Annotated in this window: 21 protein-coding genes; 14 read left to right on the top strand and 7 right to left on the bottom strand. The window is 52.4% G+C overall.

Annotated features, from left to right (window positions below; translation table 11 throughout):
* Positions 1 to 108: 108 nt before the first annotated feature.
* The 3 genes from EXE48_RS12340 to EXE48_RS12330 all read left to right on the top strand — a co-directional run bounded on the left by EXE48_RS12340 (position 109) and on the right by EXE48_RS12330 (position 3143).
* Positions 109 to 903: a response regulator gene (locus EXE48_RS12340; protein WP_137711636.1), complete on the top strand. Its 795-nt coding sequence runs from the start codon at positions 109 to 111 to the stop codon at positions 901 to 903.
* A gap of 179 nt (positions 904 to 1082) precedes the next feature.
* Positions 1083 to 1895 carry a transcriptional regulator TbsP domain-containing protein gene (locus EXE48_RS12335; protein WP_137711635.1) on the top strand — a complete coding sequence of 271 codons (813 nt, stop codon included), beginning with the start codon at positions 1083 to 1085 and terminating at the stop codon, positions 1893 to 1895.
* A gap of 42 nt (positions 1896 to 1937) precedes the next feature.
* Positions 1938 to 3143 carry a hypothetical protein gene (locus tag EXE48_RS12330; RefSeq protein WP_137711634.1) on the top strand — a complete coding sequence of 402 codons (1206 nt, stop codon included), beginning with the start codon at positions 1938 to 1940 and terminating at the stop codon, positions 3141 to 3143.
* A gap of 80 nt (positions 3144 to 3223) precedes the next feature.
* On the opposite strand, the gene EXE48_RS12325 is transcribed toward EXE48_RS12330, so the two are convergent.
* Complete coding sequence (locus EXE48_RS12325; protein ID WP_137711633.1) at positions 3224 to 3931, bottom strand: winged helix-turn-helix domain-containing protein; 708 nt, start codon at positions 3929 to 3931, stop codon at positions 3224 to 3226.
* Between the two features lie 136 nt (positions 3932 to 4067).
* Entirely contained in the window at positions 4068 to 4520 is a 453-nt protein-coding gene (locus EXE48_RS12320; RefSeq protein ID WP_137711632.1) for a TRAM domain-containing protein, read from the bottom strand.
* Between the two features lie 592 nt (positions 4521 to 5112).
* On the opposite strand from EXE48_RS12320, the gene EXE48_RS12315 reads away from it, so the two are divergent.
* The 3 genes from EXE48_RS12315 to EXE48_RS12305 all read left to right on the top strand — a co-directional run bounded on the left by EXE48_RS12315 (position 5113) and on the right by EXE48_RS12305 (position 9499).
* Positions 5113 to 6588, top strand: a complete 1476-nt coding sequence (locus tag EXE48_RS12315) for a hypothetical protein (RefSeq protein ID WP_137711631.1) — start codon at positions 5113 to 5115, stop codon at positions 6586 to 6588.
* A 1271-nt stretch (positions 6589 to 7859) separates the two neighbouring features.
* Positions 7860 to 9068: a Cdc6/Cdc18 family protein gene (locus tag EXE48_RS12310; RefSeq protein WP_137711630.1), complete on the top strand. Its 1209-nt coding sequence runs from the start codon at positions 7860 to 7862 to the stop codon at positions 9066 to 9068.
* A 263-nt stretch (positions 9069 to 9331) separates the two neighbouring features.
* Positions 9332 to 9499, top strand: a complete 168-nt coding sequence (locus EXE48_RS12305; RefSeq protein ID WP_137711629.1) for a histone H3 family protein — start codon at positions 9332 to 9334, stop codon at positions 9497 to 9499.
* Positions 9500 to 9639: 140 nt separating this feature from the next.
* Here EXE48_RS12305 and EXE48_RS12300 read toward each other — a convergent pair whose 3' ends face one another.
* Positions 9640 to 10356: a G protein-coupled receptor family protein gene (locus tag EXE48_RS12300; RefSeq protein ID WP_137711628.1), complete on the bottom strand. Its 717-nt coding sequence runs from the start codon at positions 10354 to 10356 to the stop codon at positions 9640 to 9642.
* A complete protein-coding gene (locus EXE48_RS12295) occupies positions 10349 to 11935 on the bottom strand; it encodes a methyl-accepting chemotaxis protein (RefSeq protein ID WP_137711627.1) in 1587 nt (528 codons plus the stop codon). The genes EXE48_RS12300 and EXE48_RS12295 overlap by 8 nt, the downstream gene beginning before the upstream one ends.
* A gap of 685 nt (positions 11936 to 12620) precedes the next feature.
* On the opposite strand from EXE48_RS12295, the gene EXE48_RS12290 reads away from it, so the two are divergent.
* Both EXE48_RS12290 and EXE48_RS12285 read left to right on the top strand, forming a co-directional pair.
* Positions 12621 to 13535 carry a ParA family protein gene (locus tag EXE48_RS12290; protein ID WP_137711626.1) on the top strand — a complete coding sequence of 305 codons (915 nt, stop codon included), beginning with the start codon at positions 12621 to 12623 and terminating at the stop codon, positions 13533 to 13535.
* On the top strand, positions 13532 to 13969 hold the full coding sequence (locus EXE48_RS12285; protein WP_137711625.1) for a DUF7970 domain-containing protein: 438 nt from the start codon (positions 13532 to 13534) through the stop codon (positions 13967 to 13969). The genes EXE48_RS12290 and EXE48_RS12285 overlap by 4 nt, the downstream gene beginning before the upstream one ends.
* A 110-nt stretch (positions 13970 to 14079) precedes the next feature.
* On the opposite strand, the gene EXE48_RS12280 is transcribed toward EXE48_RS12285, so the two are convergent.
* The 3 genes from EXE48_RS12280 to EXE48_RS12270 form a co-directional block, all read right to left on the bottom strand.
* Entirely contained in the window at positions 14080 to 14604 is a 525-nt protein-coding gene (locus EXE48_RS12280; RefSeq protein WP_137711624.1) for a hypothetical protein, read from the bottom strand.
* A gap of 85 nt (positions 14605 to 14689) precedes the next feature.
* A complete protein-coding gene (locus tag EXE48_RS12275; RefSeq protein WP_137711623.1) occupies positions 14690 to 15250 on the bottom strand; it encodes a hypothetical protein in 561 nt (186 codons plus the stop codon).
* Between the two features lie 101 nt (positions 15251 to 15351).
* Positions 15352 to 15579 (bottom strand): hypothetical protein, encoded by a 228-nt coding sequence (locus tag EXE48_RS12270; RefSeq protein WP_137711622.1) that lies wholly within the window; start codon positions 15577 to 15579, stop codon positions 15352 to 15354.
* 843 nt (positions 15580 to 16422) lie between these two features.
* Here EXE48_RS12270 and EXE48_RS12265 point away from each other — a divergent pair.
* From EXE48_RS12265 to EXE48_RS12240, 6 genes are all read left to right on the top strand, one after another.
* Positions 16423 to 17169 (top strand): hypothetical protein, encoded by a 747-nt coding sequence (locus EXE48_RS12265; protein ID WP_137711621.1) that lies wholly within the window; start codon positions 16423 to 16425, stop codon positions 17167 to 17169.
* A gap of 108 nt (positions 17170 to 17277) precedes the next feature.
* Entirely contained in the window at positions 17278 to 17721 is a 444-nt protein-coding gene (locus EXE48_RS12260) for a hypothetical protein (RefSeq protein ID WP_137711620.1), read from the top strand.
* A gap of 51 nt (positions 17722 to 17772) precedes the next feature.
* On the top strand, positions 17773 to 18486 hold the full coding sequence (locus tag EXE48_RS12255) for a hypothetical protein (protein ID WP_137711619.1): 714 nt from the start codon (positions 17773 to 17775) through the stop codon (positions 18484 to 18486).
* Positions 18487 to 18503: 17 nt separating this feature from the next.
* Positions 18504 to 19259: a hypothetical protein gene (locus tag EXE48_RS12250; RefSeq protein ID WP_137711618.1), complete on the top strand. Its 756-nt coding sequence runs from the start codon at positions 18504 to 18506 to the stop codon at positions 19257 to 19259.
* 17 nt (positions 19260 to 19276) lie between these two features.
* On the top strand, positions 19277 to 19990 hold the full coding sequence (locus EXE48_RS12245) for a hypothetical protein (protein WP_137711617.1): 714 nt from the start codon (positions 19277 to 19279) through the stop codon (positions 19988 to 19990).
* 30 nt (positions 19991 to 20020) lie between these two features.
* Positions 20021 to 22297: a type II/IV secretion system ATPase subunit gene (locus EXE48_RS12240; protein WP_137711616.1), complete on the top strand. Its 2277-nt coding sequence runs from the start codon at positions 20021 to 20023 to the stop codon at positions 22295 to 22297.
* Position 22298 lies beyond the last annotated feature (1 nt).

Genomic DNA, 22298 nt, shown 5'->3' with positions numbered 1-22298 from the left:
TCTCGGCCCACCCCAAATGCAAAACGTCTAATAAAAGAGTTAATTAGCACCCATACAGTACGATTAGCCGAAGAACATGTTCACCATATCAGAGGGGTGGTAACAGACATGAGCCGAGTCAAGTCACCGCTCGCATCTGGGGCCTCTATTTCAATCCTCCACGCTGATGATGACGGAGCATTCCGAGAACTAGTTAACACTGTCATTACTCACCATCATGCGAGTATAGAGATTGAATCAGTGAGCCACGCGCGGGAGGGAATACAAGCATTTGACCCTAACCAAGTCGATTGTATCATTTCCGATTGGGATATGATGGACATAGGAGGGCTGGGGTTCCTCAAGCAGATCAGGAAGAACCACCCCAACTTTCCGTTCATCATCTACAGTAACAAGCGTGAATCCCGCGTTGCTGATGAGGTAATTAGCGCAGGAGCAACGGACTTCATCCGTAAATCGGCGGGAGAGGACCACTACGAAGAACTCACACAGCGCGTTGCTTCAGCAGTATATCGTCAAAGCGACGCTATCCCAACTCGGAATGTGGAACAACTATTCGAAAGTATATCTGAGAAATCGCAGGACGTGTGCTGGCTATTTTCGTCAGAGTCAGAAGAGTTTACATTTGTATCAGGTCCATATAAACGTCTATTCGGACAAGATGTCGAGTCGATCCTAAATGACCCCTACGCGCTTCTTGATACAATCCACCCTTCTGAACAGCAAAGAGTTGAGCAAACGATGGAGAGCGCAAGAGAAGGTATCTCGTTCAATACGCGCTATCAAGTAAATGAGAACAACGACTTCGCTTCGCATGTCTGGGTGCGTGGCGAGCCAATCTTCAATAAATCCGGTGAGATCAGCCACATCGGTGGGTTTTGTAGACCTATTTCTCGCTATTGACGTGAGCAATACACCAGCTACGGGCGAAGAATATTTGACGAATCTCGTCTGATAACGCAAACCCCGCGTGATAACGTATGCGCTGTTATTACGGCGGCAGCGTGGTGTTTTCTGATTCTCGGTTCATCTCATGTCTACCGAATAAATATAAGCCAACCGGCTCATCTACAAACTAGCACATGGAGCATGGCGATCAGACAGCCTCTTTGAAGAGTGTGTTACAACGTGACGTTGTAGCTTCCGATGGACGAGCGCTCGTAGTTGGGGCTGATGTCCGGAAAATCTCCCGAGTTGTCCAGATACTCTCAAGAGAGGACTCAGATGGCCGAGTGGATGTTCTAACGAATGAGGGTAATCTGTCGTCATTCGCCGACCAAACCCTTCTGGCTTCCAGAGCCGACCAACTGGTACAGAATGGTCAACTGTCTCTTCGGTCGACTGGGCCACAGCTCCTCTCTGGACTGATCACAACTTCTGATGGGGTTTACGCGGAGGTGGGTGAGAGTAAGTACCTACCAGTCCAGAACAGATCGGCAAGTGACTCTGATATTCGCCAGAGCTACGCACCCACTGTCAAGGATTTTGAACCGTATCAGCTGGGAGCAATTGACTTCGGCCGACTTGAACGGACTCTCTCTGAACACGTTGTTGATGGAGTTGGGAAAGACCTCGCTGAGGCGCTCAATGGAGTGACGAACTTTACTGATAGCCGGGCGGGCTGTCTCTCTCTTGTGGCGCCCCTACTGACTGCTAAGCATAACGGATTTTTACACGATCTTGGTGAGTGGGCTGAGGAACTGGGGATTAGATCAAACTCGACGATATCACGGTACAAGACGAGACTGAGTGATGCTGGCCTTGTTACGACCGAAAAGGTTCGCGTTGGGTTGGGGTCTCCCCGTCAAAGGCTCATGCTCACAGATGAAGAGTTGAAGCAGCTATCTCCTTCAGAATTGATACAAACAAGTGAGGATTGGATCTATTCGGATTGAGTACCCTATCTTTTTGACTGATGGATAGGTAGACAACGTTACATGCGACGCAGAAAGTTGATGGCAACTGTCGCTGCAAGTGGGATCGCTACGTCTCTCGCTGGGTGTTCAGGGTCGTCGAGGGGTGCCGACACACCTGACTTTGAGGTGAATAAAGATGCCCCGGCACGGCTGGCATTACTAACTGGAACTCCTCCTGAAGAGGGAGTCGCCCTCAGAGATGAATTCACGATTACGGCAGTCGTAGCGAACACGGGCGGTGAGACACTCGACACGGAAGCTGATGTCGAAATGTTCCACCCCTCGAGCGGAGTCGACCCACTAAACAGTACGATCGTCGTCGACGGACTCAATTCTGGGGACACAAAGGAGGTGACTGTTGGGCCGTTCGAGCCAGCCTTCGCCGGAAAGTGGGAGTTCCGGGGCGGTAATGGGTTCGCAAGCACTCACGACAAGTTCGATCTCGCAGTGGACATCAGCTCAAAGGAATTCACTCTCGGAGAAAGTTTCGACCACCCCTCTGGCCTTCGCTTCACACCAGAAGAATTCTCTATCGAGCGCACGTTCCACTACATCAAAGCGGAATCCGCGGGCCTCTTGTATTCTAACGAGGTTAAAGCACTCCAGTCGCCTGCGTCTAAGCAGGTCATCGCACGGGTTTCGATGACAGTAGAAAACCGCACTTCAAAGCCCATGACGACTGAAGAGAAAGTCTACACAGATAATAAGAATCCTCTGAGCCAGACAGTTGTCGACTTCAATCACGGAAGCCGGTATCCGCCAATGAACAGCACCTTCGAGGGAAGTCACATTGATAACCTCGAACTCGGCGCAGGAGACTCTGGCACATACTACATCTTGTCAGCAGTAGACATCGAAAATCTGAGTGACCTGAGTCTCAACGTCGCGTTTACTGATGATGACTCCGCCCCGGAGATTGTCACTCAGCTAGATCCGCAAACCGACCTACCAAAGTTCGAATTTGTAGAGCTTGACCTTCCAGACGAGCGTAAAACCGGTAATCAGGAACTGGGTGTCGTCGTAAAGAATACAGGAGATTCAGCTGGCACGTTCAGGGGAGCTATCCAGTGGAAGTCGGACGATGAGTGGTTCCACCTCGAACCAGCGCTCAAGGCTGAAATCGAACCCGGTGAGACCGCTACAACAGCGGCCACGTCGGACGTCGATCCCGAAGACGCGCCATACGAGTACCGGGTTGTCCCGTTCAACGAGCGGTTTAGCTTCTAGCAGCAGAACCCGGTCGCTGACTTCCTTCCGTTTTTCTAGGACTCAAGACGAGTACTCTGGGTGTTGACCCCCCGGTCGGTTCACGTAGAACTGCCTTTTGCCGCGATCTCAACGCCGGCTAGGAGCTCGAGTGCGAGCGACCCGGTGTTCGCTGTATATTTGTCTTGATGTTCTTCAGAGTGCCTCATCATGATCTTCACTGAGTCAAGTACAGGCAAGTGCTGACTCACTGCGTAGCGGGATGCGCCGGCAATATCGGCCCACTCCGTTAGAGAGAGCGGGTCGATTTGTACACCGCCTGCGATGTGACTAGTAAAACAGATCTCACAGAGCCGACGTCGAACGCTTGACCGAAACAGGTCAGGTAAGCTCTCGATCGCCTTGTCTACATCAAGACGTGGTCCATCAACATTGGATAGCAACTCCCGAAACCCACCGGCACATGCGGTTACCGTGGTGAACGTCTGGTTATCGGTGACTAGAGAGTACAGATGTCGAGGCCCTTCGCGCGTATAAGAGAGCATACCGATTTCCTCAAAGATTCCAATATTGTCAGATACGCTCTGAATGTCGACACCGACATCGTCGGCGATCGTAGACAGTGATCTTGGGCTGCTGTCTCCAAATAAGCCTTCAGAAACGAAATAGTCGCACAAATCTCGACGGACAGGTGTTGAGAACATCTCCCCGACTGTAGTGATTGGTGGGTGATTGCTATTCTGACCACTGACCTCAGATATAGCGTCATCGACATGGATCAAGAACTCATCACCCTCTATACCGGCCATACGAGAAATCGGCCGTATCCAGTAATAAACATGATGGATGCGCGCTAATACTGGGATATTCCCAGTCGAGAGTAGCGAGACCGCAGCAACGAGCAAGCGGTACTCACAACCGGCAAAGGCCGGAGTGGGACAGCCGTTACTGTACCTTTTCTGCGAAAGCGACGTTCGGCGTGACGCTCTCTATCTCCGCCGTAACAGTGTCTCCTGTCTGCGTCTCAGGGACGATCACTACGAACCCTTCGCTAGTCTTCGCGATCCCATCGCCTTGTTCTCCAATTGTTTCAATCTCAAGCTCCCTGACTTCGCCTTCCTGAACAGGAGGAGAATCAGAGTCCACTTTGTCTGCATTCGAAGCCTCTTGCTCAGGAGAGGACCGGTCTGTTTGAACATCGTCCGACTTTACATCCTTGGAGTGTCCACTGTTACTACTGAGGACCGCTATTCGGTAATTCTCACTAACGGTCAGATCTCCCCCTTCGACTTCCCTCGCAGGGACAGCAATATGATACTCACTCGCTCCATCAACATCAGAGGATTTCTCAATATCACTAGTAAACAACGTCTTGAGCTCTGGCGGAATTTCTGTCATACGTATCGACGTGTTGTATCACTACTTCCACTTCTAAAACGTTGTGTGACTTCACTCCCGGATTTGTTCCCGTCGGATCGTTAGTACATCGCTCTCCAGAGTGTTTTTTGAGTCTCGAAAGATACACACCACTCCCCACGCAGAAGAGCTGGATGATACAGGTGCCTTGTCTCCGATCTGGAATCCCGCATCCTTCGCTCCGGGTAACTGAACCTGATACCCATTGCCTGCGATTTGTACTTGTGCGTCCCCGCCTCGGTAAATCGAGTCGCGTGCCTTGGATACAGTCCTAACCAACTCAGCAACCTGCGCTGGAGCTACTCGCTCTCTATCCACCACTAAGAGAAAGTCGTCGAAGCCATAGACTCGGACAGGGGCTAGTCTACGTGCCTCGCCTTCCGGATTCTCTTCTACTAACTGCGCTGTCCGAGCTGCTTCTGTGACTTGGAGCGCAACACCAGAGGCGGACTTTTTGATTTGATTTGTGCTGGCCACAAAGTTAGTATGTTATACTAACAGATAATATCTTCGCGACGATTCCCCAAACAGCACACGCAAACATTCAAGCGATACCGGTATAGATGGTCGATAGATGATACGTGGTCGGAAATCCTCACTAATACAGTCGTTTACTGCGGTCGCCCTTTCAGGATTTCTCTTGATTTCGCTTCTTACCACGGCGGCAGTAGTACCATCAGGAGCGGCACCGGCAGCTGTCGAGGAAGGGGATGGACCGGCCACCGACGTGGCCCACAATATGTCTTCTACTGTAAGTGATGAGGAAGCCAACCGCACTGTCACTCAACACACGACCCTCACTCTGGAACAGAACGGAACGGTCACAGTCACCAGCCGATTAACAGCAGACCCGACATTAACAGACGTTGCGGTCGAGGTATCTCTACAGTCAGCAGAGATTGCCCCTGATGGAATTCGTGTAGTCGGGTTTGATACAACTACTGCTGGGGCAGCATACAGCTGGCAGCCAAATGCGACACAGAACCACTCAGAAGCAGATCAACCTAGCTTAACATATACCGTTCCAAAAGATGCCGTCCAATACCGGGCTGAGAACCATACTGCGTTCACGGCCTCTCATCAGTGGCACACTATCGATCTCAGGGCCGATTGTCGGAACGTCTCACTAGTCCGTAACACTACCATACAGGGAAGTGGGGTTGTTGGTGATAGGGTTGCGTACTTTGGACCCGTCAGCACGTATACTAGAAGCGTCGACGGGGTCGAATATCGGTTATGGGTCCCGTCAGAAAGCGCAGACTCGCTATCAAAAACACCTAAACAGACCCTCAACTTGCTCTCCTCAACCGGGGGGTCGCTCGGCTTACACAACTACCAAGACTCGGTTAGTCTTCTTGCGATCCCCGCTGGAGAGGTACCAGAGGAAGGAATTGGAATGATGTGGCCCACTGAGGGAGAGGGATGGGTTCGAGCAGACCTACCTACGGACACATATCCGAGCGTCTGGGCTCACGAGCTCGCGCACGCAAGCCAACCATATCAGACTGCGGCAGACGCATACTGGTTTCTTGAGGGTTACGCAGAATACTATGGAACCACGCTCCCAGCAAGCTACTATAACGAAAGCGACCGGATAAACCAGTCGCTCACGCGTAGCGCAGGTAATGTAATCCTTTCTGACCCTGAGACGTGGCCTACCCGCAAGGTTGCTTATCGGGAAGGGTCAGTCACTGTAGCAGCACTTAACGCCCGAATCAAACGGGCAACGAACCACCAGAAAACAGTAGTAGACCTAAACAGGTACATAGCCCGGAATCATCCGAAAGGCGATCGACTGACGAATCAGCAACTCGTTGAGTACGTAGGCGAAGTATCGAACAGTAAAGTAGAAAACTGGACACGCGAAGAGACGACGTCTAACCTGTCACTCAGTAAGGACACTCGATCGCTATCAACACCCCAGCCGACCCCTGAAAAGCAGCCAAACAACCCCAAACAAGACTACTCACGATCGCCGCCACAAGACAAACCACTCCTTAACCAGCTCTGGCAATGTGCCGCCCGGTTGTTCGGATTCGGCGGACAGTGAACTACCCTACCCCTAATCGCTCACGGCTGATGCCGTTCGCTCCTTGAGGGTGGGGGCTTAGCGCCTATATCCAGCTAACAACTGGAAGCTCGGAAGAATAGCGAACCCGTCTCTCCCTCGATCCTGACGGGACAGGTGGACCCACCCTCTCTTAACCAACAGATCCCTGTATCATACAGACTTGTTGGTTAAACAGAGCAGTCTATATCCAGTCTGTTTATACAACTTTAGCGGTGTTTCTCTACCAGCAACACAAATATGATTGTAGACACACACACACCGTATTGCCGCCGCAAACAGAAAAGGCGGGTCGGACCTGAAATCATGGCTTGTTCATCGCCAATTGTCTCGTTCAGGCGCGTACTCTCGACAAGGACAGAAACACGTCGAGGACGTTTCTACCCCGATTTCATGTTTCCTCGCCGAAAACCACTCGGCTCGTCAGTACGCCAAAAAACCAGTGCGGCTATGGTACGGCGGGTGGGTATTTAGAACCCCGTGTTTTGCTCACTAGCTGGATCGGTATAAGATTGAACAGCGGAGAGATCACTGCTAAGACGCCCTCTATTGTGCTTTTGCGACTTCTACGGGTGACATCACACGAGAGACTTCTTCGTGGAATCAAGAAATCTAATTCGGACCAGTTGACTTACGGCGGCAATACGGTGTGTGTGTGTCCCCACCCGTGGCGGGTACTGACTTACGGCGGCAATACGGTGTGTGCCCCAACCGCAGTAGATGTGGGTCGGCTCTGGGGATTCGGTTTCGCCTGATCAGAAACAACACGTCCATGTCTTTGAGAGTCTTGCCAACTACTAACGAGACACCACCGCCATCTCAACGATAGCTCCCATCCCAAGCCAAGTTTGAGCTCACCCGCTTCACCACCACTGATCCCCTGATATTACGGCGGCAATGTGGTGTGTCACCTCTGCTTGACAGCAAGCTACTGTTATTACGGCGGCAATACGGTGTGTCCCCCCTGCTTGACAGCGAGTTACTGTTATTACGGCGGCAATGCGGTGTGTCCCCTTTGCTTGACAGCGGGTTACTGCTATTGCGGCGGCAATGTGGTGTGTCTCCTTTGCTTGACAGCGGGTTACTGTTATTGCGGCGGCAATGCGGTGTGTCTCTTCTCGAGATACGGCGGCAATACACCGATCTACCTGAATTAGAAACACGCTCTGATACCACTCTACTACGGATATACACACACTTACCGCGGCACCACGGTCAGTAGATTTATAACCAGTCAGGAGATTGTAGGAACTATGATTGACCCAAACGAATTGTTCGAGAACGACAATCCCATATTCGCCAACAAGGACCTGCTTCGTGTTGAGCACCTTCCTAAGGGTGACAAAATCATAGGGAGAGATGAACAAATACAATCACTCGCTAACGCCCTCAGACAAGCGGTCCACGGCCGAACTCCAAATAATGCCCTCGTATATGGAAAGACAGGTACGGGCAAATCGCTCTGTACGAAGTATGTGACGAAAAATATCGTCCCCCAAGCTAAATCAAATGGTGTTTCGGTCGGGGTGTCATATATTGACTGCCTACAGGAAGACAGTGAAACCGATCTAATATCCTCTATCGCACGCGAATTCAACTCTCCTGATACCGGTATTACCGTCCCGCTCAAGGGGATTAGCACATCTCAGTACTACCAGAAACTCTGGGACATTCTCGATCACTCCTACGACGTCGGTATCATTGTCCTCGACGAAATCGACAAGATTGGCGACGAAGATAGTGAGAAGGCCTTGATGCTGTTGTCACGTGCCGTTGAAGCAGGCAAAATATCCGACTGTAAACTCGGAATTATCGGCATCAGCAATGACATCCGATATAAGGAAAAGGCAGATGAACGGCTCAAGTCGAGCCTTGGTGAGCAAGAATTCGTTTTTCCGCCGTATGATGCAAACCAACTCAGAGAGATCCTCAAGTCGCGGAGAGAAGCGTTTGCCGACAGCGCATTATCTGAAGATGCGATCCCGAAAGCGGCTGCCTTCGCCGCGAAAGAGCATGGAGACGCTCGTAAGGCAATAGACATCCTCCGTTTCGCGGGTGAAAAGGCCGAAGCAGAGGGGGCAAGCACGGTCACCGATGCCCACATCGATGAGGCCCGAGACCGTCAAGAAGAAGCACGACTCGCTGAACTGATCTCATGCCAAGTCGACCACTCTCAGTATCTACTCATCGCGTTAGCTATGAAAACGAAAGAAAACGGACATACAGATGGAGAAGTCCCCACCAAGAAACTATACGAGTTCTACAAGACAATTTGTGATCGGGAAGGGACTGATCCGCTGAAGATTCGGCGTGTGCGGGGACTTCTCGATGAACTTGACTTTCTCTCGCTGATTGATCAAGAATACAAATCGCGAGGCCGCGGTCGGGGTGGCCACATGGTCAACACGTTACTCGACGATCCTGACCTCGTCCTTTCTGCGTGTGATCTGACCAACTCGTAGTACCTCTGATTCAGAATCGCACAATTTAATTAAATCAACACGCAACCGGGTGTATGGGGCACTACGTGTGACATCCATGCCCGACAATCCCGCCGGGCTATCGCCCCATACGCACAGCAGAAGCGTGTTGTAGCCGGGGGAATGCACGTTACTGCCCCTGTGCGGATTCCTCTTGTCAGAGGCATACCAGTCCTCCTTCCTGCGAATACCAGCCAAATAGAACATCGGTTTTATATTCGATGGGGTGGATATTTTATTCGCATATGGCAGACTTAGTCGTAAAGGCCGCCGTCAAGGAGGCCCTAGAGGACAGTAACGTGAGCGCAGACTTCTACGAAGCTCTTGACGAGGAAGTTGAAGAGCTTCTGTCGGATGCTGCTGAACGAGCCGAAGCTAACGATCGCAAGACTGTCCAAGCACGCGATCTGTAGCTGGCTTCCAGAGCTTCTACGCCTTCGGCCCTCCAGCATTTCGGCCAAGACTAATCCAAATCGCACCTAGCCGTAGGCTGCGCCTTTGTATAGCGACTTAGAGTACACTGTCCAGAAAAGCCACCGAGTAGATGCTCAACTCAGTCGGACGTGATTGCGTGCGCCACAGCAGACTCTTTCTCGGTAGACTGTTTGGACTCCCCGATTAGGACATCAATATTACTCACGACGAACGCCGCAAAACCGACACGGTAGATAATGTTCGTGTACTGGAGAGTCGCTATCAACGTGAATTCGTCCAAGATCCCGCTCACCTGAAGCTGTGACCATACAACGAGCATCGCGAATATGAAGACGATCAGGTTTCGCGTTTTCTTATATAGCAGCTCACGACGAGGGGCTTCCTTCGCAGCCTCCTGCGCGATAGGGCCGTACATGAGAGCGACCGCAGCGCCGTAGCCCACTATGATTGCCCCGTTCGCAACGATTGCGAGTGTTCCTTCGAGTACTGCCACCAGATCGTACGCAAACCGAACGCCGAGCAGAAGGCCTACCACGAGTCCGATATACCGCCGTCCGGCGTTTGCGACGTAGACAGTGAACCCAAAGAGGACAGCATATGTCGGGTAGTCCGTGATAACCTGAGGGACCATGATCTCCCCGCTCCCAACTGAGTACGTCCCAAGACCAGCACCCCACGCTACCGCCATGGCCCCTCCGAGTGCGACGATCGCAATAATCGGATACAAGTACCGGCGACCAGCATCCTTGATCTGGAGTGTGAGTAAGCTCAATACTACAGTCGCGATTGCGTACACTCCTGCCGTGGCATAGTGAACGCCCGCAACGTCAATCATCATCAACCCCCGTCTGAACCGCTCCAACACTCCCGCCTGCCGGTTGTTCGACCTCCATCGGCTCTACACTATCTTGCGTTTCGAACTCACTTAGCCGCTCTTCAAGCTCATGCGTGCGATTCGCCAGCTGACTTGTTGTGGTTTCAACTTCGGCCATTGTAGTTGCGGCTTGTTCTGCCGAATCAGCAACCGACCTCGCCTCCTCGACAGCAGCATCAGCTCCCTGACTCACTTCACTCACTATTGCCGCAACCTGTTCAACCCCAGATGCGCCTTCGGCTGTAGCATCCGAGATATCTTTCATCGCTGTGTCGACTTGCTCCACGGTCTCCGTCAGCTCGGCAATTGCTTCACCAGCCTCTCGTGCGGAGTCACTTGTTTCGTTGATTTCTGCTACCGTCTGGTCCATCTCCGCACTGACGTCGTCAACGTTGCCAATCACGTCGGAAATGATTTGATCGACCTCTTTTGTCGACTCCTGTGTCTCCTCTGCAAGTTGTTTCACCTCATCAGCGACAACTCCGAACCCATCTCCATCACTTCCTGCTCGAGCCGCCTCAATAGACGCGTTTAATGCGAGGATATTGGTCTGTTCGGCTATATCAGAAATGATGTCTGTCGTATCTCCGACGTCGTCCATCTGGCTGTCGAGACCTTCGATTACCCCCTGTAACTCCTGTAGCGACTGAGCGATCGCAAGAATCGACTCAATTGCTCTTGTTGCCTTCGTTTCACCCTCTTCCCCCACTTCTACAGCCATCGTTGCGTCTTTCGACACTTCGTCTGTCGTCGACGCTATCTCCTCGATGAGGGCGCTAAACGAGTCAGTTTCATTAACTGCTTCTTGGAGATCTTCACTCTGGGATTCTATGTCGCCTGCGAGGGCCCGGATCTGTGTCGCAACTTCTTGATTCATCTCTCCAACGCGCTGAGCTTTCTCAGACACTTCGGTAGACGTGTGTTCAACTTCGTTAGCAAACTCGTATAATTCCGTGACTGTTCCTGATAGCTCAGTCACCATACTATTGTACGAGGTCGTGATCTCTCGCATAGCCTCAACGTCAGCATCAGATTCAAGCTCGTGAGTAAAGTCACCATTTGCCGCAGAGTCCATAGCATCACCAACGGAAGCAGCCTGACTCATCAGCGTTGAATTTAGCTCTTCAGCTTCTTCCTGTGCTTCTTCGGCATCAGCTCGTGCTGTCTCAGCCTCACTCACAGCGCCACGAAGTGAAATCCGCATGTCGTCGACACTGCTAAACAACCGACCGATCTCGTCATTTCTGCTTGACTGGGCACTGGTACTGAAATCCCCGTCTTCGATCGATTCAGCAACCGTCAGTAACCTCGATAGCTCCGTCCCAATGTTGTCACCAACGATGATCCCCAGCGTCCCGAAGTTGAGTAGCAGGACAAAACAGGTTGCTCCTATCGCAGCTACTCCTGCGCTAGTGGTCCCCACAGCCTGTAGATACCGTGTGAATCCAATTGCCAGTCCAACGGTCAGCAATATTGTCCCGGCGACAAGGCTTCGAAATCTCCACCCATAACGCCCGAACAACTTTTTCCTCAGACCCATGTCTATACTCACAACAAGGATTGTAAAATACCCTCTCAACCAATTATCTTTGCTAATATCTGCTGGCACCAAATTACATAGCGTTCCATTCACCTCCAAATGTGACAGTAACACCGTTAATGAATATCACATAAAGCACCTCAGGCAACCAAGGTTGACACCCAATTGTCTCCTACACAATATTGTAGCTGGACTAGAAGGCGTAGCAGCCACACAACTATTTTCATCTGAACCAATCTACGCCGACAGACAATCCCTTTAGCAGGATTCAGATCAGCTCAAGAACTGCCCGGACTGTCACGCCTTGATGCCTCCCGCTCGTTTTGGCGACAGACAACCCGCTGAGTGGGACGCTACCTTCCATTGATGATTTCCAACAAAGAATTTGCGTCCTCATCTGCCTACTCTGAACCCAGTCAATTTTGCTCTGCCGCCTGTTATCTGCTGATTCAGACGGTTTACTGTACAGGAATCTTTATAGATAACTAGTTGTCTGTCTATTCAGATTACTGCGCGTCTTTCCAGACAGAAATGTATCTAGGTAACTGTCTGTGTTTCTGTCTGTCTGACGTAGTTTTATTACAACGGGCTTTCTATACCGTCGTATGCCAAGCCAAGCAACAGGCAGGCTGGACGGGTTGACTACCGACCATGCGGCCACACACCGAGGAGGCCAGTAAGACCAATGTCTGAAAAACAGCCTCGCTCTGTCGCGTTCAACGTTCTGAAAGGCGGCATGGGCAAAACAATGGTTTCAAAAAATACAGCGTGTGAGCTCGCACGCGAGGACTCAGTTCTCCTCATCGACCTCGACGACAATGGACACCTCAGCCGCCACCTCGGCTTCGAGGAAGAGTTCTTCGATGGCTACCACATCGGCGAAGCCATGACAAAACGGATTAATGTTGAGCTCGAGGACCTCGTCCACGACACTGGATTCGGGTTTGATTTCATTCCCGCAACCCACCGAATTGAGCAACTAGAAGGCTTCTTCCGTGGGCGCGCGTCGGAAGTCGAGGTCCTCCGGAACCAGATCGTCGAACCGTGGCTCGGCTCACGGTACGACTACATCTTATTTGACACCCCAGCTAACCGCAGCCTCGCAACAAAAAATGCTGTTGTTGCAGCGCGCAACTTGGTCGTGCCTGTCGTGTCTGGAGTCCAAGGAGACGATGGGATCAACTCCACGATAAAGCGGATTCACAAACCGCTCAACGAACGTCTTGATGCTGGCGTCCGGATCCTCGGTCTAATTCCCAACAAGATCAACCAGCGACTTGACCAGCAGACGAATGACCGGAAGCTACTCGAGAATATCAACACTCGAGATGGCATCACTCGGTGGGTTCCGAACTTTGCCCGAATCCCTGATGAGATTTGGACGGAGATTGATAACGGCGCGCTCTCTTCAACCCCGAAGCCCGGCATCAGGTACGATGGCGATCTCGACAAGGAAGCGCCCCTTCGGTACGTGAACGACGAAAGCCAACAGCTCGAGTACTTCGAAGAAATCGCAAACATCGTGCGATACGGTGGAGTCAGCCGTAACGATAACATCGCTGACGAAATCCGCAAGGAACACGGAGGTAGCTCAGCATGAGTGATGACGACCCATTCGCTGCGGCCGAAGAATCCGCAGAGTTGGAAGATGACGGCTGGGGCGGGGTGGGGACCAGTGACGACGAGGCGCCTCAGGCTGACAATGCGTCCACAGAGTCGCAGGAAAGCAAGACACAAGCAACAGCAGATGACCAGTCTAGCGGTTCGGACTCGACGCAGAAACTCTCGCAAGAAGACATACCGCCAAAGTTCCGACGGGAAGGAGCTAAGGACAATCGATCGTCTGTGAACTTCTACCTCTCTGACGACGATCGACAGCGGATAGACGAGCTAGTTGCCCTTGCTCGCCGCGAATTCTCCGACGAGAAGGTCTCTAAACTCGATGTTTACGCCGCCGCATTCCGCTCCGATCTCTCCGATGACGACTTCCTCAAGGAAATGCGTAAAATTGGGTACGATTACTGGGACGACTGACGTATCCCAGAAAGGGCTCGTTTTTGACCTACCGACTGCTCTCAACCGCCTTTTGACCCTCCCCTTCGGATCTCCGTTAACGACCTGACTTGCTAGCAAAACTACCGCTACTACTCATCGGTAACGAGGGTTGTCTCAAACGAAACCTCTGGGGGAATACGAGATACAGTAAGGTCCACACTCGCAGATGAATACGCGTACCCCCTTCCCCCTCCACTCTCGAATGAATCCGCCTCGTACGAGATTGTTGCTGGTCCCTTAACCTCAACCGACCCACTCTTTGTAGGATTCTCGCTCCCATAATCAGTTGCACCAACGTACGCACTCACGCTAGCGCCCGGAGAAACACTAGCATCAGCCCCCCCTGAATTGTATCCTCTGAAACTTGTCCCGGCATTAGCCTCAATCGAATACTCAACTTTGTATGTAGTCCCACTTGGAACGGTTATTGACCCACTATCTTCGTCTGTAATACTTGGGCTCGCAATTTGGGTCGGACTCGAACCTGATCCCTGTGTAAGATCAACCGTTACGTCATTTCCACCTTTGTCTATAGTGACCAGCTCATCATTGCCAATTTCAACCGTCACAGAAGGATATCTAGTCTCTGCCTCACCAACAGGTGTCAACTCCATATGTATTGTATCGGCTACGGTGGTAATTACATTTTTCGCGTGACAACCCTACCGAAGTATCGAAACAAAACCTCTCCAATCAGAACTAGTATTCAACATTTTCTACTTTAATGTCGTCACCAGAAACAGATGACACAAAAGACACAGTAAAATCCATACTATATTCTCCATGCGATGAACCGGGGACTTCATCAGGAGCTTTTGCCCGCACAGACCCATCAACCGTAATTGTACTCGGGCCTTCGACAGTAAGTGTCCCTGAGTCAGAAGCTTGATCAGTCTTACGAGGCTTGTATTCTCCAGTATAAGTGTTGTACACAAAAAGGCCCAGTAAGTTCTTCGTCGACCCGTCTACAGTTATATCGAGTTCCGCACCACCTGAAGTGTCATCACCGGGGCGAGTAACACTATCAGCTCCAACAGAACCACTGGCAGAATATTCCAACTTGACCGTTGACCCATCATCAACATCCAAATCAAGATGAGTTTTATCTTTGTATTCCCCACCGGAACCAGTTGATCCAACCGAAAACTCAATATTATCGTCGATGAATGTTTCTGGTTCGTCGTTTTGTTTGACTGGTGTGATCGATAATGTCGCATCAGCTGGCACAGTCTCGCTGACGACCTCGTCGCCATCCATCATTATCGTCACAGTCCGCTCTTCTATCTCTGTCCGGGTTAGAACTGGTTCAAGACTCATGTTAACAGATATCTCCTGAGAACTGTCTACTCGTCATGGGACAATTAACTCCCCACTATTCCCCCAGTTCCCCCTGTGGCCATCAGACGACCCTTCTGAGTAACCTTCATCTCCACCTTGGCCGGGAGACCCTCCGCTCTGTTTGACGACTCCATCTGGAAGTGTAACCGTTTCACCAACTGCGGCACAGTCTCCACCGCCGCCACCACCACCGCCGCCGGCACCAGAGTTTGCTTCGATTTGGTCCCCAGCACTTTCACCGTCTTCACCATCTTGGCCCCGCAAGTCGATCATGGCCGAGGGAGCAACGACGATTTCAGGAGCGCAGAGTAGTAATCCTGCCCCGCCGTTGCCCCCGTCTCCGCCCGCCTGTCCAGAGCTCCACGAAGCACCACCGCCACCACCACCACCGCCTCCAGCACCACCAAGACTGGGCAACGTAGTAAACGACGATGAGACGGCCATCGAGTAATAAGCGGCCAACTTGTTCGCACTGACAGACCGAGTGTTTCCACCGTCACCGCCTCGACCGCCTTCGTCGTAGTCACGGGCAAAAGCGGACGCCCAACCTCCCGAGCCTCCATCTCCCCCGGCACCACCCATCATACCCTCGTTGCCTTTTTCGCCGGGATCTTCCGTCCCGTACCCACCATACCCACCGTTAGACCCTTTCCCTTTGCCGTTTATCGTCGCGTTCGCCTTGATTTCTATCTTCTTGGTAGCAAACAAATAGAGGGTATCTTGCGCGGTAACGGATGCCCCCTCTCCGATTATAATCTCCTCAGCTTCAACGATCCCGTTGCTCGGAATGTTCGATTCAGTTACTTGACCTTCCGACCCACTAAGATATGGCTCTTTCAGCGGGAAACCTTGGCCTCCCCCGCCCATACTAATTGGCACTAACGGCATACCCTAATGTGGACTAACTGTCTACTTATCTATTTCGGCACCCGCCATGTCGTATCCGGTGCGAGAACTCAATAGATATCTACTCACCACCACGGGAATGAGCCTGAACTAAGTCCAGATCACGGTTCCTGTGACATCCTAAGCGATGTTATTCTACCCGCCCTTCTCCCACACGCTTAACTCGGCAGGCGATGGTTAATTCTCACATGGTACCACTCTATATCCACACTTCCGGTCGTATCCTGACCGTCGAAGCGCAGACACAAACCGCTACCGCGACGCTTCACTTCGCAATGAACACTGACAGAGAACTCTCAGAAAAACTCGAGTCGCTCCTTACCCGCCTACGGCTAACAGATCGAGGGCCGTTAGTCTACATTGGCGGCGCGTGGCACGACAACTCGCCTGAAGATGCTACCAACGGGCCTGAAGCAACAACCTCCGCATCTGATCCGTCAGCACAGGCGTATGTCCACCCAGACAGAAATCCAGAAGAACTTGGTCAGGCACGCTCAAGAATTGGCTCATCCACCGGTGCTGAGTCAGAAAACGAAGTCACCAGTCGGTTCATTCACCACCCACCACAAAGCATCGTTGACGCCCTTGAAGACTACCGCTTCAACTATCTCGGAGTCGACCCTTCCCTAACTGGTGTTGATCCTGCGCGTCAAAATGTAGCGAGGATCACCCACGTCTTCGAGTCGCCCCCTCCCGAAGTTATAGGCGACCGTAACTGGTCGTCACCGGTCACAAACACCGAGGCTCTTGACTGGGAGCCTCAGATTCCAGATGAAGAATTGAAAGCAGCTAGTGAAGCAGAAGACAACTCGGGCCCCGACGACGGAGCCTCTGTAGACAAAGCAAACAGCAGTGACGATGGAGAGGATCACGGACCCGCTACGGACCAAGACACGACCGCTGAGTCTACCGATTCAGAGCCTGCTTCAGCCTAAGGAAGCAAGCACTGGAGGGGTCGTTACTCCCACACATTTATACTGAACCGATATAGACAGATGCGTAGGCAGAGCTCCAACACATAGAGGGAGCCTGTAAAATCACAAATGTTTGAACGACTTCAGAAGGCGAAAGAAGCCCTTGCTAGTGACAACCGCGGACTGAGCGAGGCAACCACTGTAGTGCTCTTGATCGTAGTCGGCGTCGCCGCAGCTGGCGCCGTCTCCGGTGCGATCGGTGGGTACACCTCGGGCATCGCACCCACTCCCGGCGCGGATGTTACGGTTGACCAGCAGGACAATACCCTCTCGATCACCGTTAACAGCGTCGACGACGGCCTCGACAAGATCAAGGTGGGTGGTGACAATAGCGGCGCAGAGTTTGATAATGGCGGTAATGAAACCACTGGCGTACAAGTGGGTGATGTATACACGTATGAAAACGCCAGTGACAGTGGTGATGCTGGTCTTACAACTGGTGACACAATCACAATCATCGCGGTAGGCGAAGAAGGCGGTGAGAAGACCATCGAGACGATCGAAGTAGCCTAACGAAGCCGACTCCGCACCGCTCCCTACCGCAGTTTTCAGCGGCCCATTCATATGGAATTCACACCAACCGAAGCTGTTCCTGATCGACGAGCTAACTCAACGACGGTCGGCTACATCCTGATCATCGCCATGGTGCTTGCGGTCGCTGCTGGCACCTTAGTCCTCTCCGGGGCCTTATTCGGGGCCGACTCGGTGAGTAGCCATGACGCAGAGATCAACCTTGCCCAAACACCTGATGGGCTCTTCATCAACTACGGCGGCCCGCCGCCCGATGACGACGACACGATCATCATTCGAGGCCCTCAAGGGACGGAATTCCCCTTTGACTTCTCGTCTGGCCCAACCTGCGGGGCTGATGGGGTAGACCCAACAATCGAGGAGTACGCCGCTACTGATGGTTCAAGCGAGCCCCCGACGCCTGAGGACTACGAGGCTACAGGCGTTGTCGGCGTTGACGGCGAGAATGTTGGCTCAATCAACGGGGCCATCGCGAACGTCCGCGCGGACGGTGCTGACACGTGTGGCGAGGTTCAGGAGATCGTCGACGACATAACTGGAGGCACTCCCCCTTCCGACACTGAACTGTGTAATGCCCTTGGTGATGACATTGAGGGAGAAACTGTTGATGTCATCTACTCGACCGAGGATGGAGATGAAATCCTCGGGTCGGTCGAGATTGCTGAGGGTGCCTGTACTACACCGGGCAATAGCACCAACTCCTCGAGTGCAGAAGGTGATGGAGAGGTGGATGTTGTAATCGGGTAACACCCAAGAGTCTAAGCATGATGCCGAAAGAAGATGAATTGAGCCTGATGAAAGTCACCGCAAATAGCTCACACGAAAGTGGTGAGACGAATCCTGACGGCGAACCGAGGTCGACAGAAACAGCAGAGAACGACTGTAGTGAGTCTGGTAGCGAGTACGCGGTCACTCGTCGCGACGTGGTTTTGACGTCCACTGTTGCGGGCCTCTTCGGTGGTGGTAGCCTGTCGGCAGGCAGTGTAGCCGCGGAAGCGGGGTCAGGGAAGATCACGATCGACACGACCGACGCGGTCGGCGCAAATCACGTTCGCAAGCCGACACAGTTCCACCTAGGGAGCGGTTCGGAGTTCACAATCACGACTTCGAACATGGAGGACGGCAAAGTTCTCCTGATTGCGCTTGAAGCTCGTCCGGGCGGTGGTAACTATCACAAACTGGCAGAAGAAGGGTTCATTGTCGACGGGGACAGCTTCACATTCGATGCGGGCGACCTTCATAAAGCAGAGCGAGATTTCACTCGCCACCCAGAGATAAGCCTCAGCGACTTTGAGATCGACAGCAGTATCGAGGAATTGGCTCACAAAGAAAATACAACAAAGACGCGCACCTTCGACTTACGCATCCGGGTCATCGACGAAAATAAGCAGACGGTCGCGAAGGGAACCCGGTCGTTCGATGTTACGTATGGGCTCCTAGGTGGCCCCGGCGTCCGGCTAGGATATAATAGCATGCGCGTTGCACCTACGGATAGAATTCGAGATACGCTGTCTCGATAGCGATACACCAGAACACAATGTCATCGGAAGATAACGCGAACGACGTATTTGAGGACACAGGGCAGTCCCACGAAGACGCAATCAGCCAGTACGAGTCTGAGTTTAGTGGGGCTGAAACAGACGTTGAAGAAGTGACGATGCCGGGGGCAGACGAGCCATATTTTGAGCTCCTTACGTGGCTTGTGGCACGGGCAGACGCTGACACACTCAAATTCGGTGATCCGAACGACTACACTGGTTCCGATTCGACCGTGGCTGTTCTTCATGAAGCGGGGTCTGGAAACTATCAGATCACCCGCGTTGCCGGGGATGGAACACAGACCATCCTCGCGGACGAGGAAGCAGCAGAGCTAGGCCGTCGACTCAATATCGACAATTCTGGCGATAGCTTCGAGCTCGTGTTTGAGGGCGAAGACAAGACAAGCAACGTCTCGTTCTCGACCCAAAACGGGTTTGAGATCAATCTTGACCACACTGAGCAAACGTCACTTAGTGTTGTTGAGGGTGCCAGCGACATTTCGATCGAATACAACTCCGAAGATCTTGACAGCTCCAAAGAGATCATCACCGTCCCCAAGGAGTTTGCTGACGAGCCACAAAACTCAGCAAATAACTTCCCGACAGTCCCGATGCTGAACAAGTCGAAAACAGAAATCGAAAACACTGTTGATGTTCCTGATGGGGGGCTCGTGTACTCTCTTGTGGACGAGACCTTGTTCATCAACAAGTAACAGACTGTCTCCCAATTCGTTCAACTACATATGGAAGAATCCAATTACCCTGACGCAATTTCAGCTGAACAGTCCGCTATAGATACAGTTAGTAACATGGGCGGGTTCTTCGTAACTCCGAAGGGCCTCCCAACGATTGCTACCGGAGGCGATCTTGAGGCCTCGATTCCGGTTGAGGAACGCGAAGACCTCGTCGAACTGGATAGGTACTGGGCCGCCTATCCGTATTCGTACGTCTCAGTGTGTCGCTCGAAAGAAAATAATGAAGTCCGGTACTTTGTTGTCGAGCCCTACCTCTCCGATCCAGAAGCCGACCTTATCGCATTTCTGATGGAGAAGCTGGAGCATAGCCTGCGTAATGACGCAGGGACGATACTTGACGAGGACAGCCAAGTTCAGCGTTCGGACGTCCGTCGACGTGTCTTCACGCTCCTGAGCAGGTACGATCTGTTCGACCCGGCGCCTCTCGAAGCTGCTCATATGTCGACTGGGAAGTCGCTTTACGGGTCACAGTCAAATGGACTACTGAGCCGGCTCACGGCACTCGTGTCCGATTCGAGCGAGCCCTCGATACCAGAGTTCGAGTACTACGGGCCAACCGCTCTTGACTACGGCGGTCTGGAAACAGACGGGTATCTCCCCGTTGTGGATCATATTGCGGGCCACCCAGCATATCGGAGCAAGGCATCTGAAGAAAGCGAACCAGACGTTGACGCAGATGAGAGCGACTTGCCGCTCTCCGACAGCGACGTCTCCCAGTCGCAATCAGGCGAAGAAGCAGCGCCCGATGGAGGGGTTGCGAAAGTAACTGAGAACTCGCCCGGTCAAGATGAACTGAGTGGTGCTCCAGAGACCGCTTTCAGTAGCTCCGGTCAGTCGGATGGGCTATCAGGAGACGATGTGCGGTCTATGGCGCTATCCGACGCGGATGACGCGGCCCTCAATGAGTACCACGTCTACAAGATCCTCTACTATCTTGAACGTGAATTACTTGGCTACGGTCAGATTGACGCCATTAAGAACGACCAAAGTATCGAAGACATATCGTCTAACGGATACAATGAGCCGGTGTTCGTCTACCACGCTCAACACGAGCAGATCCGGACGAACGTCGTCCACGGCGAAGAAGAACTCGACCGATTCGTTAAGTCCCTAGCACAGTTCGCTGGAAAGGAGGTCAGTCGCCGTTCCCCGGAGGCTGACGCAAAGATTCCTGACGGCTCGCGTGCCCAGCTTACACTAGGCAAGGAGGTGTCTGAAGACGGGACAAACTACACGATTCGCCAGTTCAAAGATGTCCCCTTCACTCCGGTTGACCTCCTAAATTGGGGCACATACGGAGTCGATCCGCTTGCGGTCCTTTGGCTTGCCATCGAGTCGGAAATGTCCGTACTCGTGGCTGGAGGGACTGGTGCCGGTAAAACCACGACCCTCAATGCGCTTTCATTGTTCATCCCAAGCCGTAACAAGGTCGTCTCGATCGAAGACACTCAGGAAATCAAGTTGCCTCACCGCAACTGGACACGCAAGACCACCCGCGAGGCTGGTGACCAGATGGACGACTCGGCATCTATCACCGAGTATGACCTTCTTGAGTCTGCACTTCGGATGCGTCCTGACCAGATCGTGATGGGAGAGGTTCGTGGCTCGGAAGGACAGGACCTCTTACAGGGTATGTCTACTGGGCACTCTGGGATAACGACGTTCCACGCGAATTCTGTGGACAAAGTCGTCCACCGGTTTACAACCGACCCGATCTCTGTCGCTAAACCACTCTTCGCGTCCCTCGACTTGATCTGTGTACAGACTGAAACACAGGTAGATGGGACTCGAGTACGCCGCGCAACGAACCTCTCCGAAGTCAACGGCTATGACACCGACACGGACAGCATCGATATTGATACGCTCTATGAGTGGACTCCGCAAGAGGATGGATACGTGAGTAAGAAGTCCACTCCGGGCATTCTCGCTAACATCCAGCAGCAGAAGGGTTGGTCTGACGATCAACTTCAGGCGGAGCTCATGAAGCGGAAGGCTGTACTCACCTACCTGTCACTGAATGGTATTTCCGACTATCAAGACGTCGCAGCTGTGATTCAGGCCTTCATCCAAGACCAAGAGACTATTCTGACCCACATTGCTGACGGCACTTTGGAGAACAACCTCCACAAACTGCGCCGCCTCGGGAATATTGACATTGAGACGACCGCCAGTGCTGAAAAGAGCATCAACAGACCTGAACCCAGCGACGAGTTGGCCAATAAGCTCGATGACATCCTCACCGAGTGTATAACTGAGGTGTTCTAAT

It is taken from the genome of Halorubrum sp. ASP1, from assembly GCF_005435135.1.
In the GTDB taxonomy this organism is placed as follows: Archaea; Halobacteriota; Halobacteria; order Halobacteriales; family Haloferacaceae; genus Halorubrum; species Halorubrum tropicale.
This window is presented reverse-complemented; position numbering and strand designations above follow the sequence as displayed.